The sequence below is a fragment of the Rhodococcus wratislaviensis genome, assembly GCF_900455735.1.
GTDB lineage: Bacteria > Actinomycetota > Actinomycetes > Mycobacteriales > Mycobacteriaceae > Rhodococcus_F > Rhodococcus_F wratislaviensis.
In genome coordinates this window covers 27,822-45,365 of record NZ_UAUI01000001.1, presented here as the reverse complement: position 1 = coordinate 45,365, position 17,544 = coordinate 27,822, and the positions used below count along the sequence as shown (strand labels likewise).

The 17,544-nt window shown below is 67.0% G+C and carries 17 protein-coding genes and 3 pseudogenes; 16 read left to right on the top strand and 4 right to left on the bottom strand.

The window, feature by feature from the left end; translation table 11 throughout:
* Positions 1-46 precede the first annotated feature (46 nt).
* From DTA22_RS00225 to nrdH, 10 genes and pseudogenes are all read left to right on the top strand, one after another.
* On the top strand, positions 47-985 hold the full coding sequence (locus DTA22_RS00225; RefSeq protein WP_112298151.1) for a universal stress protein: 939 nt from the start codon (positions 47-49) through the stop codon (positions 983-985).
* Positions 972-1,124: a hypothetical protein gene (locus tag DTA22_RS36525; protein WP_245973268.1), complete on the top strand. Its 153-nt coding sequence runs from the start codon at positions 972-974 to the stop codon at positions 1,122-1,124. Before DTA22_RS00225 ends, DTA22_RS36525 begins: the two co-directional genes overlap by 14 nt.
* A gap of 35 nt (positions 1,125-1,159) precedes the next feature.
* Positions 1,160-1,324, top strand: a pseudogene (locus DTA22_RS36520) (MgtC/SapB family protein); the annotation flags it as partial.
* A 402-nt stretch (positions 1,325-1,726) separates the two neighbouring features.
* A complete protein-coding gene (locus DTA22_RS00215) occupies positions 1,727-2,749 on the top strand; it encodes an Acg family FMN-binding oxidoreductase (protein ID WP_181910937.1) in 1,023 nt (340 codons plus the stop codon).
* A 110-nt stretch (positions 2,750-2,859) separates the two neighbouring features.
* A pseudogene (locus DTA22_RS36515) lies at positions 2,860-2,979 on the top strand (universal stress protein); the annotation flags it as partial.
* A 19-nt stretch (positions 2,980-2,998) separates the two neighbouring features.
* Positions 2,999-3,364, top strand: coding sequence for a universal stress protein (locus DTA22_RS00210; protein ID WP_255309357.1), 366 nt, complete (start codon positions 2,999-3,001; stop codon positions 3,362-3,364).
* Positions 3,365-3,429: 65 nt separating this feature from the next.
* On the top strand, positions 3,430-4,029 hold the full coding sequence (locus DTA22_RS00205; protein WP_037232285.1) for an Rv1733c family protein: 600 nt from the start codon (positions 3,430-3,432) through the stop codon (positions 4,027-4,029).
* A 61-nt stretch (positions 4,030-4,090) separates the two neighbouring features.
* On the top strand, positions 4,091-5,518 hold the full coding sequence (locus tag DTA22_RS00200) for a wax ester/triacylglycerol synthase family O-acyltransferase (protein ID WP_112298149.1): 1,428 nt from the start codon (positions 4,091-4,093) through the stop codon (positions 5,516-5,518).
* Positions 5,515-6,819: a wax ester/triacylglycerol synthase domain-containing protein gene (locus DTA22_RS00195; protein WP_112298148.1), complete on the top strand. Its 1,305-nt coding sequence runs from the start codon at positions 5,515-5,517 to the stop codon at positions 6,817-6,819. Before DTA22_RS00200 ends, DTA22_RS00195 begins: the two co-directional genes overlap by 4 nt.
* A 1,178-nt stretch (positions 6,820-7,997) precedes the next feature.
* Positions 7,998-8,225: a glutaredoxin-like protein NrdH gene (gene nrdH / locus DTA22_RS00190; protein ID WP_112298822.1), complete on the top strand. Its 228-nt coding sequence runs from the start codon at positions 7,998-8,000 to the stop codon at positions 8,223-8,225.
* Between the two features lie 27 nt (positions 8,226-8,252).
* Here the strand turns inward: nrdH and DTA22_RS00185 are convergent, their stop codons facing one another.
* Positions 8,253-8,798, bottom strand: coding sequence for an Lrp/AsnC family transcriptional regulator (locus tag DTA22_RS00185; protein ID WP_112298147.1), 546 nt, complete (start codon positions 8,796-8,798; stop codon positions 8,253-8,255).
* Positions 8,799-8,956: 158 nt separating this feature from the next.
* Between DTA22_RS00185 and DTA22_RS00180 the strand changes: the two genes are divergently transcribed.
* Complete coding sequence (locus DTA22_RS00180) at positions 8,957-10,348, top strand: NAD(P)/FAD-dependent oxidoreductase (RefSeq protein ID WP_112298146.1); 1,392 nt, start codon at positions 8,957-8,959, stop codon at positions 10,346-10,348.
* A 106-nt stretch (positions 10,349-10,454) separates the two neighbouring features.
* The gene (locus DTA22_RS00175; protein ID WP_245973508.1) at positions 10,455-11,186 is read left to right on the top strand and encodes a hypothetical protein; all 732 of its coding nucleotides are present in this window, start codon (positions 10,455-10,457) and stop codon (positions 11,184-11,186) included.
* Here the strand turns inward: DTA22_RS00175 and DTA22_RS00170 are convergent.
* The 3 genes from DTA22_RS00170 to DTA22_RS00160 all read right to left on the bottom strand — a co-directional run bounded on the left by DTA22_RS00170 (position 11,081) and on the right by DTA22_RS00160 (position 13,459).
* Complete coding sequence (locus tag DTA22_RS00170) at positions 11,081-11,815, bottom strand: DUF899 family protein (protein WP_218027688.1); 735 nt, start codon at positions 11,813-11,815, stop codon at positions 11,081-11,083. The two genes, DTA22_RS00175 and DTA22_RS00170, sit on opposite strands and share 106 nt — an antisense overlap.
* 94 nt (positions 11,816-11,909) lie before the next feature.
* A complete protein-coding gene (locus DTA22_RS00165; RefSeq protein WP_112298145.1) occupies positions 11,910-13,127 on the bottom strand; it encodes an RNA polymerase sigma factor in 1,218 nt (405 codons plus the stop codon).
* Entirely contained in the window at positions 13,124-13,459 is a 336-nt protein-coding gene (locus DTA22_RS00160) for a YciI family protein (protein WP_112298820.1), read from the bottom strand. The genes DTA22_RS00165 and DTA22_RS00160 overlap by 4 nt, the downstream gene beginning before the upstream one ends.
* Before the next feature lie 157 nt (positions 13,460-13,616).
* Between DTA22_RS00160 and DTA22_RS00155 the strand changes: the two genes are divergently transcribed.
* The 4 genes and pseudogenes from DTA22_RS00155 (at position 13,617) to DTA22_RS00140 (ending at position 17,500) form a co-directional block, all read left to right on the top strand.
* Positions 13,617-14,537, top strand: coding sequence for a metal ABC transporter substrate-binding protein (locus tag DTA22_RS00155; RefSeq protein WP_174233747.1), 921 nt, complete (start codon positions 13,617-13,619; stop codon positions 14,535-14,537).
* Entirely contained in the window at positions 14,534-15,271 is a 738-nt protein-coding gene (locus DTA22_RS00150) for a metal ABC transporter ATP-binding protein (protein ID WP_112298144.1), read from the top strand. The genes DTA22_RS00155 and DTA22_RS00150 overlap by 4 nt, the downstream gene beginning before the upstream one ends.
* Before the next feature lie 6 nt (positions 15,272-15,277).
* The gene (locus DTA22_RS00145; RefSeq protein WP_112298143.1) at positions 15,278-16,204 is read left to right on the top strand and encodes a metal ABC transporter permease; all 927 of its coding nucleotides are present in this window, start codon (positions 15,278-15,280) and stop codon (positions 16,202-16,204) included.
* A gap of 86 nt (positions 16,205-16,290) precedes the next feature.
* Positions 16,291-17,500: pseudogene (locus tag DTA22_RS00140) on the top strand (Fic family protein).
* Positions 17,501-17,544: the final 44 nt, after the last annotated feature.

The window sequence follows — 17,544 nt, the reverse complement described above, 5'->3', positions numbered from 1 at the left end:
AGTCGCGCTCATCGGGGTTCGCTCAGCGCGACGTGGTGAGATAACCGTGACCGACGCGAGGACACCTTCTCTCGAGCCGGTTGTCGTCGGAGTCGACAGCTCGACGGCAGCGAGAGCTGCGGCGCGCCGGGCCGCCGCGGTCGCGGAGAAGCAGGGAACAACGTTGCACCTGGTTCACGCGCTCCCTCCACCCCCTGTCTCGTACGCAGAACCGCGTCCCCTGCCGTCGGAAGACGAGGACCGCATCGCCGCGGAAACGTTCCTGGCCGGTGCGTTGCGCGGCATCAGGGCCGACCGGCGTGCCCTCGCCGTGGAGTGTTCCTCACCGACCGGGTCGACGGCGGCCGACATCCTGTTGCCGTTGGCGGACTCAGCGTCGATGGTGGTGATCGGGTCGACGGCACGAGGCCCGGTGGAGGGGTATCTGAATGCGACGGCGCTGCGACTCGCCCATCACTCGCCGTGCCCGGTCGTGGTGTGGCGGGGAGCCGAACAACAAGCGATTCCCGACCGACGCGCGGTCGTCGTCGGTGTGGACGGCAGCCGGTGCAGTGTCGCCGCCGTGGCCGACGCCGTCCAATTCGCGGGGCGATTCGATGCGCCGCTGATCGCGGTGCATTCGTGGAGGTCGGATTTTCCACGTGATACCGAGAACGAAGCGGTCGAGGTCGGGGCCTGCCAACGGGAAGGGGCAGTGCTGGCGGAAAGTCTCGTCGGCTGGGTCGAGAGATATCCCGATGTGGTCGTGCGAAAGATTGTCGAGTCCGGTGGGGCAGGTGAGGTATTGCTCCGCTGGTGTGAGGACGCGCAACTTCTCGTCGTCGGAAGCCATGGGCACGGCGCGCTCGGCCGTGCGATCCTCGGGTCGACGAGCCAGCACATGCTTCACCGGGCCCGATGTCCGGTCATGATCAGCAAGGTTTACCGGGACACCGGTACGGTTCATGATCGCGCCACGGAGTTCGGCGACCGTGGACATCGCTGACTTCCACGCCTACGGCTACGCCGCCGCCCTGCTGATCGGGCTCGGGCTGGGAATCGAGCGGGAACACGCGGCTCGGAACCCCGACGGTGCGGACCCGGGTCGTGGGAGTTACCCCGCGCACGTACCTTTCCGCTCATAGCCCTCGCCGGCACCGCTGTAGTCACGGCGGCTTCCGTGGGGATCATCGTGCTCCAGTGCTCGCACGACCGATCGTCGGGCAGCCGCGTCCAGGGGACACAGCCGGCCCTGGGTTTACTCGACCGCCCGATCTCGGTTCCGGCAACACTCTCACTGGCAGGAATCCTGCTCGTCCTCCTCGTCATGACGAAGGGCGCCGCGGACAGCTTCGGAGGTGACGGTGTGGTCGCTGCATCGGCTGTCGGCGGATTGGGGGACGCCATTCCTCGTCGCTCGCCGCGGCGTCCGCGGCAGGTGCCGAGATCACCGTCGACACCGCGACTGTGGCGGCGGTTGTCGCCGTCGGAACGAACCTGCTCACCACACTGGTCCTCGCCGCCGTTGCCGGTTCGTTCCGGTTCGCTGCGACAGCCGCGACCGTGTGGGTCGTGCTCATCCAGTGATCAGCCGCAGATGCGCTGGTCGGACCATGCAGTCTCCGCCGGACGGTGTCGATGACCTACGGCCCTAGAGCGACCGAGCCACGAGCACAACACTGGAAGCCAGGACAAGCAGGAGACACACGATGACCGGCGGAGTACCCACCACACACACGGACACACTGTGAACACGCGCGAGCTGCCCGTGGTACCCGACCGACGTACCGTCGAATCAGCTGTGGCGCTGGCGTGCCGCGCGCCGTCGCTGCACAATAGCCAACCGTGGCGTTGGGTGATGGGCACTTCCCTCCGGTTGTACAGCGATCCCGACCGGCTGTTGCCCGCGACCGATGCCTTCGGTCGTCAGATGGTGATCTCCTGCGGTGCGGCCTTGAATCACCTCGAGCACGCATTCGCGGCGAATCGCTGGCGTCCTGTGATCGAGCGGCTGCCGCGTTCTTCCGACCGGCAACTTCTGTCGACGATCGGATTTGTCGCGGCACCGACACCGGCACCGACAGATTTCGTCGCCCGAATGGCGGCGGCGATCGAACGCAGGCGAACCGAACGACTGCCACTGGACGCACCGTCCGCGTGGAGGGACACACTCGAAGAGCTGGTGCGAATCACGGCGGGAACAGGCGTCGAACTCGAAGACCTCGGCGAGCGAAGCCGTCCCGCACTCGAGGGAGCATCACGCCGGATGACCGGATTACGGCACGACAACCCCACCTACCAAGCCGAACTGCGGTGGTGGTCGGGGCGCGGACTGTTCCCTGACGGAGTGCCGGAACAGGCGCGCCCGTCCGACTCGCAGCAGCACTCGGTGCACCTCTCACGTGAGTTTCCGCCCGGCCGCGCGAGCACACCCGACGGCAGCCCGTCGGAAGACCGCGCCGCGATCCTCCTGCTCTCCACATCCACGGATTCGAGACTTGATTGGCTACGGAGCGGCGAAGCACTCTCCGCGGTTCTGCTCGCCTGCACGGACCGCGGACTCGCCACCTGCCCCGTCACACATCTGACCGAACGCGCCGCGACACGGACAATGCTCCGAGAGCTGTCTTCCGGGGACGGGATGCCGCAGGTTCTGATCAGGGTGGGAGCGGGCACCGGGGTGGGGGAACCGTCGCCCACACCGAGACGCCCGTTGTCGGAAGTCCTGGTTCGAGAACGGCCGGCGCCGGGAAACCTGTCCGGTGAGTAGGGGAGGGCTGCCACCCCTGGCGATACGACGAGCGTCAACCCACCGCTGCGACGCAGATCGATGGCACGATTGCGGCTCGAGCAGCGAGCGGAATCGATGAGGAGGTCACCATGGTCGATCCGGGGATCGTTGTGGGAGTGGACGGATCCCGGTCGTCGCTGGATGCGGTGCGGTGGGCCGCACGTGAGGCTACAGTGCGCAGGGTGCCGCTACTGTTGTTGTCCTGCATCACGTACCGCGGTGCACAAGATGGGCCGCGACTCGCTGAAATCCTCCACGCCCGAGCCGAGCGGGACCTTCCCGAAGCTGTGGTCCGACCAGGACCTGTCGAAACTCCCCGTGGGTGTGGAGCAGACCATGGAGCGGTCGGTGCTCGAGGCCGGCGTCGCCGAATGGTGTGAACGGTTCCCCGACGTCCCCATGCGACAGACCCTCTTTCGGGACCGACCCGTTCGCCACCTCCTCGACATGGCCGACGAAGCCCAGATGATCGTCATCGGCAGCCGCGGCCGGGGCGGCTTCTCCTGGATGACGCTCGGCTCGACCAGCGCAGCCTTGGTGCACATAACTCCATGTCCCCTCCTGATCGCCGGACCGATCCGACCAGAGCGATGACCTTGGGCCCTACATCGGCACCTGTTCCCGCGCGACACTCGAAGGAGCAATCGCAGGAGGTCGCCATGATCGGGGAACAGCCACTGGTAGCGCGGATGTGGCGATTGGGGCCGTGGAGCGGGAACCGACTGATGCGGGGAAGCTGTCGCCTCGAATCCTCGGTCTTCCTCGTCGTCGTCGCGCTGGTGCTGATCTTGGTTCCGCTCGCCGCAGCCTTCGGAACTGCCACTCACACACGCCTCGACGACCGATCCCGCGCCGACCGCGAAAACCTGCATCAGATCGCGGCAGTGCTCCTCGAGGACGCAACTGTGAACCTGGCGGATACCACCCCCGCAACGGGTGCCACAGGGCAGGCACCGGCCCGGTGGGCAGTGGATGGGACCACACGCACCGGTCAGGTACTGACCACGCCGGAAGCGAAGGCGGGACAAACGATCAGCATTTGGATCGACCCGGCCGGCAAGATCGTCGATCCGCCGAAGACAGGCACCGAGAACGCATTCGAGGCCGTGGGCGCCGCACTCGCATTGTGGACAACGGGTGCGACGGTCTGTCTCACGATGTTGATCGGAATTCGCTGGGCAGGAACGAGATACCGGATGTCACAGTGGGACCGCGAGTGGAGGAACCTCGGAAAGGCCCCCGGGTGGCCGGTCAGCTGACGCCCATTGAAGTCGAACACAGGAAGACGACGCCGATTTCCGAATGGTGAGGCCAGAGCCAGTGGACGACAACTTGAGCTTCCTGGACGCGGGTTTTCTCGAGACGGAGGACTCCGACCCCCACGCAAGCCTGACGATCGGTGCTCTCGCCATCATGGAGGGCCCCGTTCCCGGGCAAGACGAATTTCGTGACACAGTCGCCGCACGTTTCGCGAAGCTCCCGCACGCCCGAGACAGGGTTCACACGGTCCCTTTCGACTTCAGCGCACCCTCATGGTCACCGGATCCGCATTTCGACCTCGGCCATCATCTGCGGAGGGTCGCCGTCCCGGAACCAGGGGAGGAGGAGTCCCTGTTCGGTTTCGTCGCCCGGGTCATGGCGCACCGACTCGACCGTGACCGCCCCCTGTGGGAATGCTGGGTCGTCGAAGGCCTCACCGACGACCGCTGGGCCATACTGACCAAGATTCATCACTGCATGGCGGACGGGATCACCGGAACCAAACTGTTCGAGGCCATGTGCGACGAAGTCGTGGCCGAAACGTCGAGGACCGCGGAGCCCGACACCGACGCCGAGCCGGTACCGACCGTCGGTACACGCCTCGAGAGCGTCGAGAGCCTGGTCCGCTCGACGATCGAGTTCCTGTCTCCGGTGCGGCAACTCCGGCTCGTCTCGGCGGCACTGGCAATTCCACGTCGGCTGACGGCCGCCGGTATCGGCGTCGCAACCGGCCTGACCCACCTGCTGTCCGAGATGCTGACCTCATCTACGGACACTTCGCTGATCGGACCGATCGGTCGCCAGCGCCGCTACTGCACCGCGCGAGTCAGGATGCATGACGTTCGCGAAATCTGCGCCACGTACCGGGTGACCGTGAACGACGTCGCACTCGCCGCGATCACCACCGGACTACGGCAGCTGCTCCTGAAACGGGGCGAGCGCCCCGAACCGCACACGGTCCGCACGCTCGTTCCCGTGTCCGTCCGCTCCGCAACCGAGGAACATGCAATCCACAATCAGGTCTCGCTCATGCTGCCCTTTCTGCCAGTCGACATCGAAGATCCGGTCGAGCAGTTGGTCGCCGTCCACGAACGGCTCACGACGCACAAGGAGAGCAAGGAAGCAGAAGGGGGCAAGGCGTTCACCGCGGTGGCCCAGTACGGGCCGTTCATGCCCATGGCCTGGGCTGTTCGACTCGCCACCCGGTTTCCTCAGCACAGTGTCGTCGCCGTCGCAACCAACGTCCCCGGACCGAAGGCCACACGACACGTGATGGGCCGCACGATTCTGGAGATCTTTCCGTACGTGCCGATCGCACTGCGGCTGCGGATCGGGATCGCGATCCTCAGCTACAGCGACCATCTCGCCTTCGGTCTCACCGGGGACTACGACACCACACCGGACCTCACCGACCTCTCCGACTCCATAGAACGTGGTGTCCTGACTCTCCTCGTCTCGTCGCGCGCGGCTGGCGCAGCCTCCGAATGATGGCCGACGACCGTCGCGAGCAACTCGGCTCGGGCGACCTGATCACGCTCGTCTCGGACGTCGGACCGGTACCCATGAACGTCGGCGCGATACTTTTCGTTGCCGGCGACGTGGATGCGGCGACCGTCGAGGCCACGTTCACACGACGGCTGACCAGCGTTCGGCGCCTGCAACAGCGCCTGGCCACGCCACGGCGGGACCTGGGACGGCCGTACTGGGTCGACGACTCCGATTTCGACGTCCGCGCCCATGTGGCCCGAGTACGGTGCCCGAGCCCGGGGGACCGTGACGCTGCGCTGGCAATCGCGGTGGACGCGGTGATCCGGCCGCTGCCCCGGTCACGACCATTGTGGCGGGCGGTCGTCGTCACCGGTCTCATCGACGATCACACCGGTCTGGTGCTGGTGCTGCATCACGTCGTGGCCGACGGGATCGGTGGCCTCGCCGTGCTCGCGCGCCTGGTCGACGGCGCGGACCCGGCTGGGCCGGCCGACGATACCGCGGCACCGCCTCGGGGCCGGTTCGTCGACCGCGTTTCCGAACGGTTCCGCACCCTGCGCCGACTTCCGCACAGGGTTGCTCGTATACGAGGCGGCTGGGCGGAACTCGGTCGTGGTCGCGGCGGGTGGGCACCGCGGTGTTCCCTGAACGCTGCCACCGGCCCCCGTCGCAAGGTAATGATCGTCGACGTCGGTCTCGACGGTGTCCGGGCGGCGGGGCGGAGGTCGGGTGCCACCGTCAACGATGTTCTGTTGGTCGCCGTCACTGGGGCATTGGCCGAACTCCTACGTGAGCGGAAGGAGTTTCCGCAGGAGCTGGTCGTGTCGGTGCCCGTCTCGGCCCGGAGTTCGGCAACGAGTGGGCACCTGGGGAACCAGGTCGGTGTAATGCCGGTACGTGTACCGCTGGTAGGAAGTTTCCAGGAACGGCTGACCACTGTTTCGGGCGTCACCCGCGTTCAGAAGATGCGAACCCGAGGTACGTCCTCGGCACTGATCGGACCACTTTTCCGGATCCTGGCCGCGCTACGGCTGTTTCGGTGGTTCGTCGACCGTCAGCGACTCGTCAACTCGTTCCTGACGAACCTCCCGGGTCCCCCTGGACAACTCGTCATCGCCGGGGCACCGATCACAGGCATCACCCCGATTACCGTCACCGCGGGGAACGTCGGCGTCGCGTTCGCCGCACTATCCTATGCGGGCACGCTGACAGTAACGATCATCGTCGACCCCGACGTCGTACCCGAGGTCCGCGAGCTCGCCGCGGCTCTGCACGAACAATTCCGGGCCGCCATCGAGTGAGTCCGCGACTCAGAGAGACTCGGCCTCGTCATGGATCAGGCGCAGTACCGGCCCGCCCATCGCCTTGACGAACGGGCCCACCACCGTCCAACACCCGCGGAGGCTCCGCCGTGCCTTGTCGTCCGTGCCGTGTACGCGTACCTCGGTGACCAGGACTGACGTGTGAGCGTCGTACGTGAGAACTTCCGAACGTGTTGTGAACGCCCTTCGATCGTGGCACGGGGCGCGTTATGCCGACCCAGCCACATTCAGAATGGAACCAAGCTGCCCCCATTACGTCACAGTGACGAAATAGCGTGGGGTGGACGGGAGGAGGGGACTCCCGCAACCGAACATTCATTCGGAAAGCCGGGCCACTCGGCGCCGTCGCCGAATTGGCCTTAGCGGCCCGGCACCGCACATCCGGCAGCGTGAATATTATTCAGCACGCCGACGAACGTACCGCGCCGCGACGGTTCGACGCCGACGCACCGAATCGGATATGCAGGCAATGGCGATGGACGGGCCGAGTAACCAGATCACCGCAGACTGTGGCCGTGGGTATAGAGGCAGGCCAAATCCGGGCCTCTGACCTGCGGCGATAAAACGCCACTTTTTGCCGATAATCGACATTATGTCAACTAGTGGTGTGCAGGGCGTGCCCCCGCTGCACCACCTGCCCCCTCCGCGCCCGACGACCCCGACCGGGCCGGCTGGGTCAGCGCGCCGAGTGCTAGGCGGGTCCGGACGCAGGGCACCTTTTCCGTGGACGCACGAGTTCTCGGCCTCTGGAACGCGTGCGGGAATCGGGAACGTGCGCGTCTGCCCCTGACGCTGGAATTGGGTACGAAGTCATGGATGCGTCCCGGCGTCCTGGCCGCGGCAGCCCGGAACGACCCAGCGCCCGCTCGCCGAGGTTGACGTTCGGACCGTTTCCCGACGCTTCTCCCCCGTGCCGACCGCCGAAATCGAGTCGACAATCCTTGAGTATCAACGGTACTCACCATTTACGGCAGCGTCGACGGCGCCAGTGACGGAGTCTTCCCTACACCGTCACTGGCGCCGAATGGCCACCATAACAGATAATCGAATGTATGTTCGATACGATTGGGAGACCGACCGCCGGCGCGCGAACCCAGGCGGGAGCGCATATGATTCCGGTCCCCCGCCGGCACATCACACACGGAGCGGAGCGCACCATGACCATCACGATCTACAGCAGGCCGGCCTGCGTGCAATGCACCGCCACCTACCGCGCCCTGGACAACGAGGGGCTCGACTACACGATCGTCGACATCACCCAGGACCCTGGTGCCCATGACTACGTGAGGGCTCTCGGCTACCTGCAGGCCCCGGTCGTCGTAGCCGGTGACGACCACTGGGCGGGTTTCCGACCCGACCGTATCAAGGCGCTCACTGCAGCCTGACAGGCGCCGGCCTCGGCGTGGAGGCCCTCAGCGGCCCGAAGATTGCTCGGTCCGGGGCGCTCGGTGTCGCGGGCGCACGTGCTCGAAGATCAGGATGGTCTCCGTCGAGGCGACCGCGGGATGCGCGCTGAGGTGGTCGAGGACGAAGCGCCTCAGCTCTTCGCTGCTGGCGGTGGCGACGTGGATGAGGTAGTCGTCGGCGCCGGCGATGAAGTACACGTTCAGCACCTCGTCGAGGGTGGCGAGTTGCTCGGCGAGCTGCCCGAGATGCTGTCGTGCATTGGCTTGCACTCGAACCGCGATCATTGCCTGCAGGTCCCTGCCGAGGGTGGCGGGATCGATGTCGGCATGGAAGCCGCGGATCACTCCGCGATCGATCAGGGAACGTACGCGGCCCAGGCAGGTCGAGGGGGCGATGCCCGCGAGGGCGGCGAGGGCGTTGTTCGGGGTACGTGCGTCCCGCGAGAGTTGGTCGAGGAGGATCCGGTCGATGTCATCGATCGGCGCCCCCGCCCGAACATCATTCGATCCAGAGCCTTCGGTGTACGGCGCGCCTGAAGCATTCTTCTTCACGGGCTCAGTCTAGAGAATTTTCTTTTCTTTCCTTGGCTTCCGTGCGCCGCTTGTTCACTATTGATGCCTGTCAGTCGAATTGCTGGTCGTGACCGCCGGACATCCATCTCCCCCGACACCGAGATCGTCGCCCCTGGGCGTGATCGGAAAGGCTCATCATGAGCAACCCCCAGTCCCCGCCCGCGCGTCACCGCGTCGTCGTCATCGGATCCGGCTTCGGTGGGCTGTTCGCGACCAAGGCCCTCCGACGCGCGGACGTGGACGTCACGGTGGTCGACCGCACCACCCATCACCTGTTCCAACCCCTCCTGTATCAGGTTGCCACCGGCATCCTCTCCGAAGGCGAGATCGCCCCGTCGACGCGGATGATCCTCAAGGACCAAGCCAACGCCGCCGTCCGGCTCGGCGACGTCACCACCATCGACCTGACCGAACGTACGGTGACGTCCGAACACCTCGGGCAGACCACCGTCACCGGGTACGACAGCCTCATCGTCTCCGCCGGGGCTCAGCAGTCCTACTTCGGCAACGACCATTTCGCCGAACACGCACCCGGCATGAAGACGATCGACGATGCCCTCGAACTCCGCGGCCGGATACTCGGCGCGTTCGAGCAGGCAGAGGTCACCACCGACGCGCGGGAGCGGGCACGCCTACTTACGTTCGTCGTGGTCGGTGCCGGCCCCACCGGCGTCGAGATGGCCGGCCAGATCGCCGAACTCGCGCACCGCACGCTCGTCGGGGCGTACTCCAACGTCGATCCCCGCGATGCACGGATCATCCTGCTCGACGCCGCCTCGGCGGTACTGCCACCGTTCGGAGACAACCTCGGTTCCGAGGCGGCGGAAACCCTCGAAAAGCTGGGCGTCGAGGTGCGGCTGGGTGCGTCGGTGACCGACGTCGACGCCGACGGACTGACCGTTCGTGATGCCGATGGCACCGAGCACCGCATCGAGTCCGTCTGCAAGGTCTGGTCCGCGGGAGTGGCAGCGAGTCCCCTCGGTCGCCAGCTCGCCGAACAGTCCGGTGCCGATATCGACCGCGCCGGCCGCGTCACCGTCGACGACGACCTCACCCTGCCGGGCAATCCGAATGTGTTCGTTGTCGGCGACATGATGTCGCGCGACCGTCTCCCCGGCGTCGCCCAGGTCGCGATCCAAGGGGGCCGCTACGCCGCGAAACAGATCGCCGCCGACGTCACCGCTGCAGCCACGGGACGCCCGGTTCCGGAACGGACCGCTTTCCGGTACCGCGACAAGGGCTCGATGGCAACCATTTGCCGATTCAACGCGGTCGCCAAGATCGGCGGCCTCGAGCTGACCGGGTTCCTCGCGTGGATCATGTGGCTGGCCGTGCACGTCGTCTATGTCGTCGGCTTCCGCAGCCGCCTCGCCACGCTGCTGTCGTGGGCCTGGACCTTCCTCGGTACCTGGCGCGGTCAACTGACGAACACCCACCAGCAGATCACCGCCCGTAACGCGATCGCGCAACTGCACTACCTCGAACGCCGCATCGAGGACACGGAAGCCGACGTCGCGCGGGCGAGCTGACGCAACACGGTCTGCTCGGTGAGCGACCGCTCCGACCGCGATTGCGGCCGGAGGACCTCTTTGGAAGCCTCGAAGCATGGGCGTCGACGGACCCGACCTGCCGTGCATGGTGCTGGCGAACGCCTGCGAGCTGTATCGAGACTCAGGCTTCATCGGGCAGCCGGCGGCCGCTGTCACCAGCCTGGCCTTCGTGATCGCCGGCCTCGCGGTCGTCGCACGTCGTCCGCACGGCGCGCCGACCGTGACCTACGGCCTGCTCGTCGTCGCGGTCGGCGCCGGGTCGCTCGTTGCGCACGGACCCAACCCGTCGGGGCAGGCCTACGCACACGACCTTCCGATCGCGACGCTGCTCGCCTACATCGCCGTCGACGCCGCTTCCGACCGGTTCGGCCGTCGGCTGTCGCCGGGCTGGTGGCTGGTCGTCCCGGTCGTGATGATTCCCGCTGTGGCGGCGGGCCCGACGACGTCCACGATCGCGCAGGCAATACTCGCCGCGGTCGCCGTGGGACTCGGTCTGGAACGCGCACGTGTCCGCCCGCAGCTGCGGCGCACGACCATCGTCGCGGTACTGCTTCTCGCGTCCGGCGCCCTGCTCGGCACCATCGGCGACCGGACGTCGATCTGCCGGCCGAGCAGTGTCCTGCAGGGCCACGCGCTGTGGCACGTTCTCGCCGCAGCTGGGTTGTGGCGGCTCGCGTCCACGCTTTCGGCGCCGGGGTGCCTCTCCGGGAATCACCCGAGGAGGTCGTCGGGGCGTCCGTCGGCCAGGCGGGACCACTGCGCGGTGGGCCGTCCATCGGTGCGCATGATGTCTCGCGTGCGGCGCTCCCAACGCTGAGGCCAACCGCGGGGCGAGTCCTCCCACGTCTCCTGACGGCCGTACGCGGTCATGTCGAGTAATCCGTACGTCGGAGCCATCGGTTCCAGGCCACGGCCACTGGTCCAGAATGTCTCGAACACCCTGTCCTCCTGTCGCAGATAGCAGACCAGCGGTGCCGGGGATCGTGGGCGATCGCCGAGCAGAGCATCCGCCGCATCCTGTGCGGAGTACCAGGGCACGTCCCAGCCCATGAAGTCGCGGTAGCGAAGGCTCACGTCGTACGGGCCCTGGCACAGCGTGGCGTACGTGACGTCGCGAGAGTGCAGGTACGACAGTTCACGCACCTGGCCGTTGAAGAACGTGCAGCCCTCACATTGTTCGGCCGCGGAGTGGCCGGTGTGCCACATGTGGAAGTACGCGATCAACTGACTGCGGCCCTCGAACACGTCGAGCAGCGAGACCGGCCCGTGCGGGCCGACGACGGTGATGGTGGGGTCTACCCCGACCATCGGCAGTCGTCGGCGGGCGGCAGCGATCGCGTCGCCTTCATGGGTGTGCGCCTTCTCCCGGACCCGTAGCGCATCCAGGTCGGCCTGGTATGTCGCGCGGTCGACGACGGACGGTGTCATTCCGGTATCGGTATTCACGAGACTCTCCATTTCATCGAGGTGGGCTTTCAACCAACCGACGAAGGACACCGTCCGGGATCGACAGCGACCGCGATACAGTCTCGCGATTTCCTCAGAGCTCACGCAGCCGGCCGGTCAGGTAGCGGCGCTCGGCCTCGGTCGGCGCCAGCCGCAGGGCTTGCTCGTACGCCGCCTTCGCCTCGGCGCCACGGCCGTCCCGGCGGAGCAGATCGGCCCGGGTCGCGGGCAGCAGGTGGTAGCGGTCGAGCCGGCCGGATGCCGCGATCTCGTCGACCAGCGCAAGTCCGGCCGGTATACCGTCGGCCATCGCGACCGCTACGGCGCGGTTGAGATCGACGACCGGGGACGGCGCAAGCCGCGTCAACTCGGTGTACAGGGCCGCAATCTGCGGCCAGTCCGTGCTCGCCGCGTCGGGCGCGGTGACATGGCATGCGGCGATTGCAGCCTGCACCTGGTAGCCACCGGTGCGCCCCAGAGCCAGCGCCTGGTCGAGCGTTGCCACTCCCTCGGCGATCAACGCCTGGTCCCACCGGGATCGGTCCTGGTTCTCCAGGGTGACGAACGCTCCGTCGTCGGTGCGCGTCGCGCGCCGGGATTCGTGCAGCAGCATCAGCGCGAGTAGGCCGCGTGGCTCGGGTTCCTGGGGCATCAGCCGGACCAGGAGCCGGGCCAGGCGGATGGCCTCGGCCGTCAGCGCCCGGCGGTCCTCCTCGTCGTAGCCCTGGTTGAAGATCAGGTAGAGCACCGCCAGGACGGCGGCCAGTCGCGGCGAGAGCAGCTCGACGGGCGGGACCCGGTACGGGATACCGGCCTCATGGATCTTGCGTTTGGCGCGGACCAGGCGCTGCGCCATCGTGGACTCGGCGGTCAGGAAGGCCCGGGCGATCTCCGCGGTGCTCAGACCGGCCAACGTACGCAGGGTGAGCGCAACCCGGGCCGGGAACGGCAGCGCCGGATGGCAGCAGGTGAAGATCAGCCGCAGCCGCTCGTCGGGGATCTCCTCGTGCGGTAGCTCGTCCGGGTCGCGGGCCAGCACGGCGAGCTGGCGCACCTTGCCCGCACCCGCAGCATCGCGGCGCAGCCGGTCGATCGCACGGTTGCGAGCGGTCGTGGTGAGCCAGGCACCGGGGCGGCGCGGAACACCATCGCGCGGCCAGCGCGTCAGCGCGTTGGCGAACGCGTCCTGCGCGCAGTCCTCGGCCAGATCCCAATCCCCCGTCATCCCGATCAGGGTCGCAACGACCTGCCCCCACTCGTCCCGGAACGCCGTGTCGACCGCCGCACGGACTCGGTCGTCGGACGCCGTCATTCCCAGACAGGGCGGACCTCGACGCCGCCCCACCGCGCGTAGGGATGGCCGGCCGCGATCTCGATCGCCTCATCCAGGTTCGCGCACTCGACCATCACGAATCCGCCGACGAAGTCCTTGGTCTCGGCGAACGGCCCATCCGAGACCAAAGTCTCACCGCCACGGACCCGGACCGTCGTGGCATCCACCACCGGCCGCAACCGCTGTCCGACGAGCAGACCGCCACGCCGTTGCACATCCTCCCACCACGCCTGATGTACCGGATCGGCCGCGAGCTCCTCGTTCGTCGGCGATACGGACTCGTCGTCGCAGATCAGCAGCACGTACTTCATACATGCGATTCTGCCCGAGTGCGTGGGGGTGTAGACGGAGTCCATCCGGATCGGTGGATCACAGTACGGGTCGTTGCGCGGAGCGCCACCGCACTTGTGGTTTCGGTAAGCCGAACATTATGATTCGACCGTGAAAACAACGGGCTTCAAGGTGGGTATGCTGCGACGGCCGACGACGGCCGCCGCAGCACTGACGGCGCTTGCCACGGCGCTGATGCTGTCCGGGTGCGCCGCGGGCGACGGGCCGGCGGACGACAAACCGGTGGTGTTGACGACGTTCACCGTTCTCGCCGATATTGCCGCGAACGTGGGAGGTGAGCACGTGACCGTCGAGTCGATCACCAAGGCGGGCGCGGAAATTCACGGATACGAGCCCACCCCGGGCGATATCAAGAAGGCGGCCCAGGCCGACCTGATCCTCGACAACGGGATGAACCTGGAGGCGTGGTTCGCCCAGTTCGTCGACGGCGTGGACGTCGAGCACGTGGTCGTCAGCGACGGCGTCGAACCGATCGCCATCGGCGAGGACGCCTACGCGGGCAAACCGAATCCGCACGCCTGGATGTCACCGCTGAACGTGCAGATCTACGTCGACAACATGGTCGCCGCGTTCAGTGAACTCGATTCCGCGCACGCGGCCGACTATCGCATCAACGGCGACGCGTACAAGGCGCAGCTGCAGAAGGTGCAGGACGAGCTGGTCGCCGAGCTCGGTGCACTGCCGGTCAACGAACGGGCGCTGGTCACGTGCGAGGGCGCGTTCTCGTATCTGGCCCGGGATGCCGGTCTGACCGAGAAGTACATCTGGCCGGTCAACGCCGAACAGCAGGCCACGCCCCAGCAGATCGCCTCGACGATCGAGTTCGTCGAGGACAACCGGGTTCCGGCGGTGTTCTGCGAATCCACGGTGTCGGATGCGCCGATGCAACGCGTCGTCGAAGCCACCGGCGCCGCGTTCGGTGGCACCCTCTACGTCGACTCCCTGTCCGAGGCGGACGGACCCGTGCCGACGTACCTGGATCTGATCCGGCACGACGCCGACACCCTCACCTCCGCACTGAACGGGCAGCAATCATGACCACCCAGCCGGCCGTCGAGGTGCGGGACGTCACCGTCCACTACGGCGATGTCCTTGCGCTCGACCAGGTTTCGCTCGCCCTGCAGCCCGGACGTGTCTGTGGCCTCGTCGGCATGAACGGTTCCGGAAAGTCCACCCTGTTCAAGTCGATCATGGGCACGGTCAAACCCGACTCCGGCACGGTCCGCATCAACGGCACGGCACCGGCCGCGGCGCGCAAGACCGGCGTGCTGGGATACGTTCCGCAGAGCGAGGACGTGGACTGGACGTTCCCGCTCTCGGTGCGTGACGTGGTGATGACCGGCCGCTACGGGCACATGGGGTTGACCCGGCGGCCCGGCAGAGCTGACCGCGAGGCCGTCGACCACGCCCTCGAACGCGTCGAACTCACCGAACTGGCGGACCGGCAGATCGGACAACTGTCCGGCGGCCAGAAGAAACGCACCTTCGTCGCCCGCGGAATCGCGCAGGGCGCCACCATCCTCCTCCTCGACGAACCGTTCGCCGGGGTCGACAAACGCTCCGAGGCCACCATCACCGCACTGCTGCGTGAACTCGCCGCCGCGGGTGCGGCGATCCTGGTCTCCACCCACGACCTGCACGCGCTGCCCACGCTGGCCGACGAGGCGATCCTGCTGATGCGTACCGTCCTCATGCACGGCGACCCGACGGTCGTGCTGCAACCGGAGAACCTGGCGGCCGCCTTCGGCCTCGACGTGATGACAAGGACCTGAGAATCAATGGACGTCATCGACTTCTTCGTCGACCCGCTGCGCTACGACTTCATGGTCCGCGCGCTGATCACCACCCTGATTGCCGCCGTGGTGTGCGCGGTGCTGTCGTGCTGGCTGGTTCTGATCGGCTGGTCACTGATGGGTGATGCGGTCTCGCACGCCGTCCTGCCCGGCGTCGTCCTGGCCTACATCGTCGGCGCCCCGTTCGCGATCGGCGCGGTGATCTTCGGATTCCTGGCCGTGGCACTGATCGGGGTGGTCCGCGACACCAGCCGCGTCAAGGAGGACGCCGCGATCGGCATCGTGTTCTCCACCCTGTTCGCGCTCGGGCTGGTGCTGGTCTCGGTCACCCCGAGCCAGACCGACCTCAACCACATCATCTTCGGCAACCTGCTGGGTGTGAGCCGGTCCGATCTCGTCCAGATCGCCATACTCGGGGCCGTCGTCTTCGTCGTCCTGATCGTCAAGCGCCGCGACTTCACCCTGTACGCCTTCGACCCCACCCACGCCCACGCGATCGGCCTGAATCCGCGCCTGCTCGGGGCGGCGCTCCTGGGGCTTTTGGCTCTGACGGCGGTGGTGGCCCTGCAGGCCGTCGGCGTCATCCTGGTCGTCGCGATGCTGATCATTCCCGGGGCCACCGCGTACCTGCTGACCGACAGCTTCCACCGGATGCTGGTCATCGCCCCGGCGGTCTCGGCGGCGTGCGCCGTCATCGGCCTGTACCTGAGCTATCACCTCGACACCGCGAGCGGTGGCATGGTGGTGCTGTCCCAGGGCGCGGCATTCGCACTGGTCTATCTGTTCGCACCCCAGCACGGAATCATCGGTCGCCGAATCACCGCCTCCCGGCGACGCCGGACACCACGTGACGACCGTGGGAACACCGAGAATCACGCCGAACGCGATTGGGCGCCGGAACCGAAGTCGTAGAACTGGCGCTCGATCGCGTGTGCACACCACGACTACCGGCGGTCCATACCATTGGATAACTTACTAACCAATGGTATGTTCGCTGGGTGGCATCGGTTGATGGCGGACTGTCGTGGCCTCCTGTCGCCTACGAGCAGCATCCCTGGATCGGCACGGCCGGCGACTACGGCTCTCGGCGCGAGCGGCGCCTCACTGCCGGCCCCTACCGCGCGGCAGTACCGGCGTTCATCGCAGACCAGTCCATCTCCCTGAGCAGCGAGTTGCAGTCACTGACGGAGGAAGCGGCGACCGAACTCACCCGTTTCGACGTCGAGGTCGGCCACATCACCGCCCCGTTCGCATCCATCCTGCTCCGCACCGAGAGTGCGTCGAGCTCGGAGATCGAGAACCTCAGCAGCGGGACACGGCAAATCGCGCTGGCCGAACTCGGCCGAACTCGGCGAGCACGCCTCCCGCAACGCCCGCCTGATCGTCGGGAACGTCCGCGCCATGCACGCCGCGTTGGAGTTGTCCGCCTCCATCGACGCCGACGCGATCCTGCAGATGCATCGCGCGCTGCTCGAACACGGCGATCCGAACATCGCCGGTCGATGGCGGCAGCAGCAGGTCTGGATCGGCGGCGGCAGCCTCGGACCCCACACCGCGCAATTCGTCCCCCCACACCATGACCGGGTTCCCGCACTGATCGACGACTTGATCGTCTTCGCCAACCGCGTCGATGTGCCCGTCATCGCGCAGATAGCGGTCGCGCACGCGCAGTTCGAAACCATCCACCCGTTCCCGGACGGCAACGGGCGCGTCGGACGCGCCCTGATCCAGGCGATGCTGCGTGGCGGACAGCTCACCCGCAGCGTTGCCGTTCCGGTGTCCGCGGGCCTCCTGCACGACACCGCAGAGTATTTCGACGCGCTCGGCGAGTACCGGTCCGGGAACGTCGAGCCGATCGTCCGGTCGATCGCGGAGGCGTCGTTCGGCGCGGTCGCCAACGGCCGCACCCTCGTTCACGACCTGGAAGCGGTTCGAGCCGACTGGCGCACCCGTGTGACGGCGCGGCGCGGCGCGGCAGTACACCGGCTGGTGGACCTGCTCCTTCGACGACCGGTCGTCGACAACAAGCTCGTCACATCCACTCTCGGGGTGACCGGCGCCAACGCGCAGATCGCGATCGACCGCCTGGTCGATGCCGGGATACTCACCCAGATCACCGACGGGCGACGGAACCGGATCTGGCAGGCCAAGGACGTGGTCCGGGTGCTGGACGAGTTCGCCGCCCGCGCCAAACGCCGCCGACACTGAATGCTCCGGTCCCCGCCGTTTATCTGCCCGCGCGGCGGGTATCA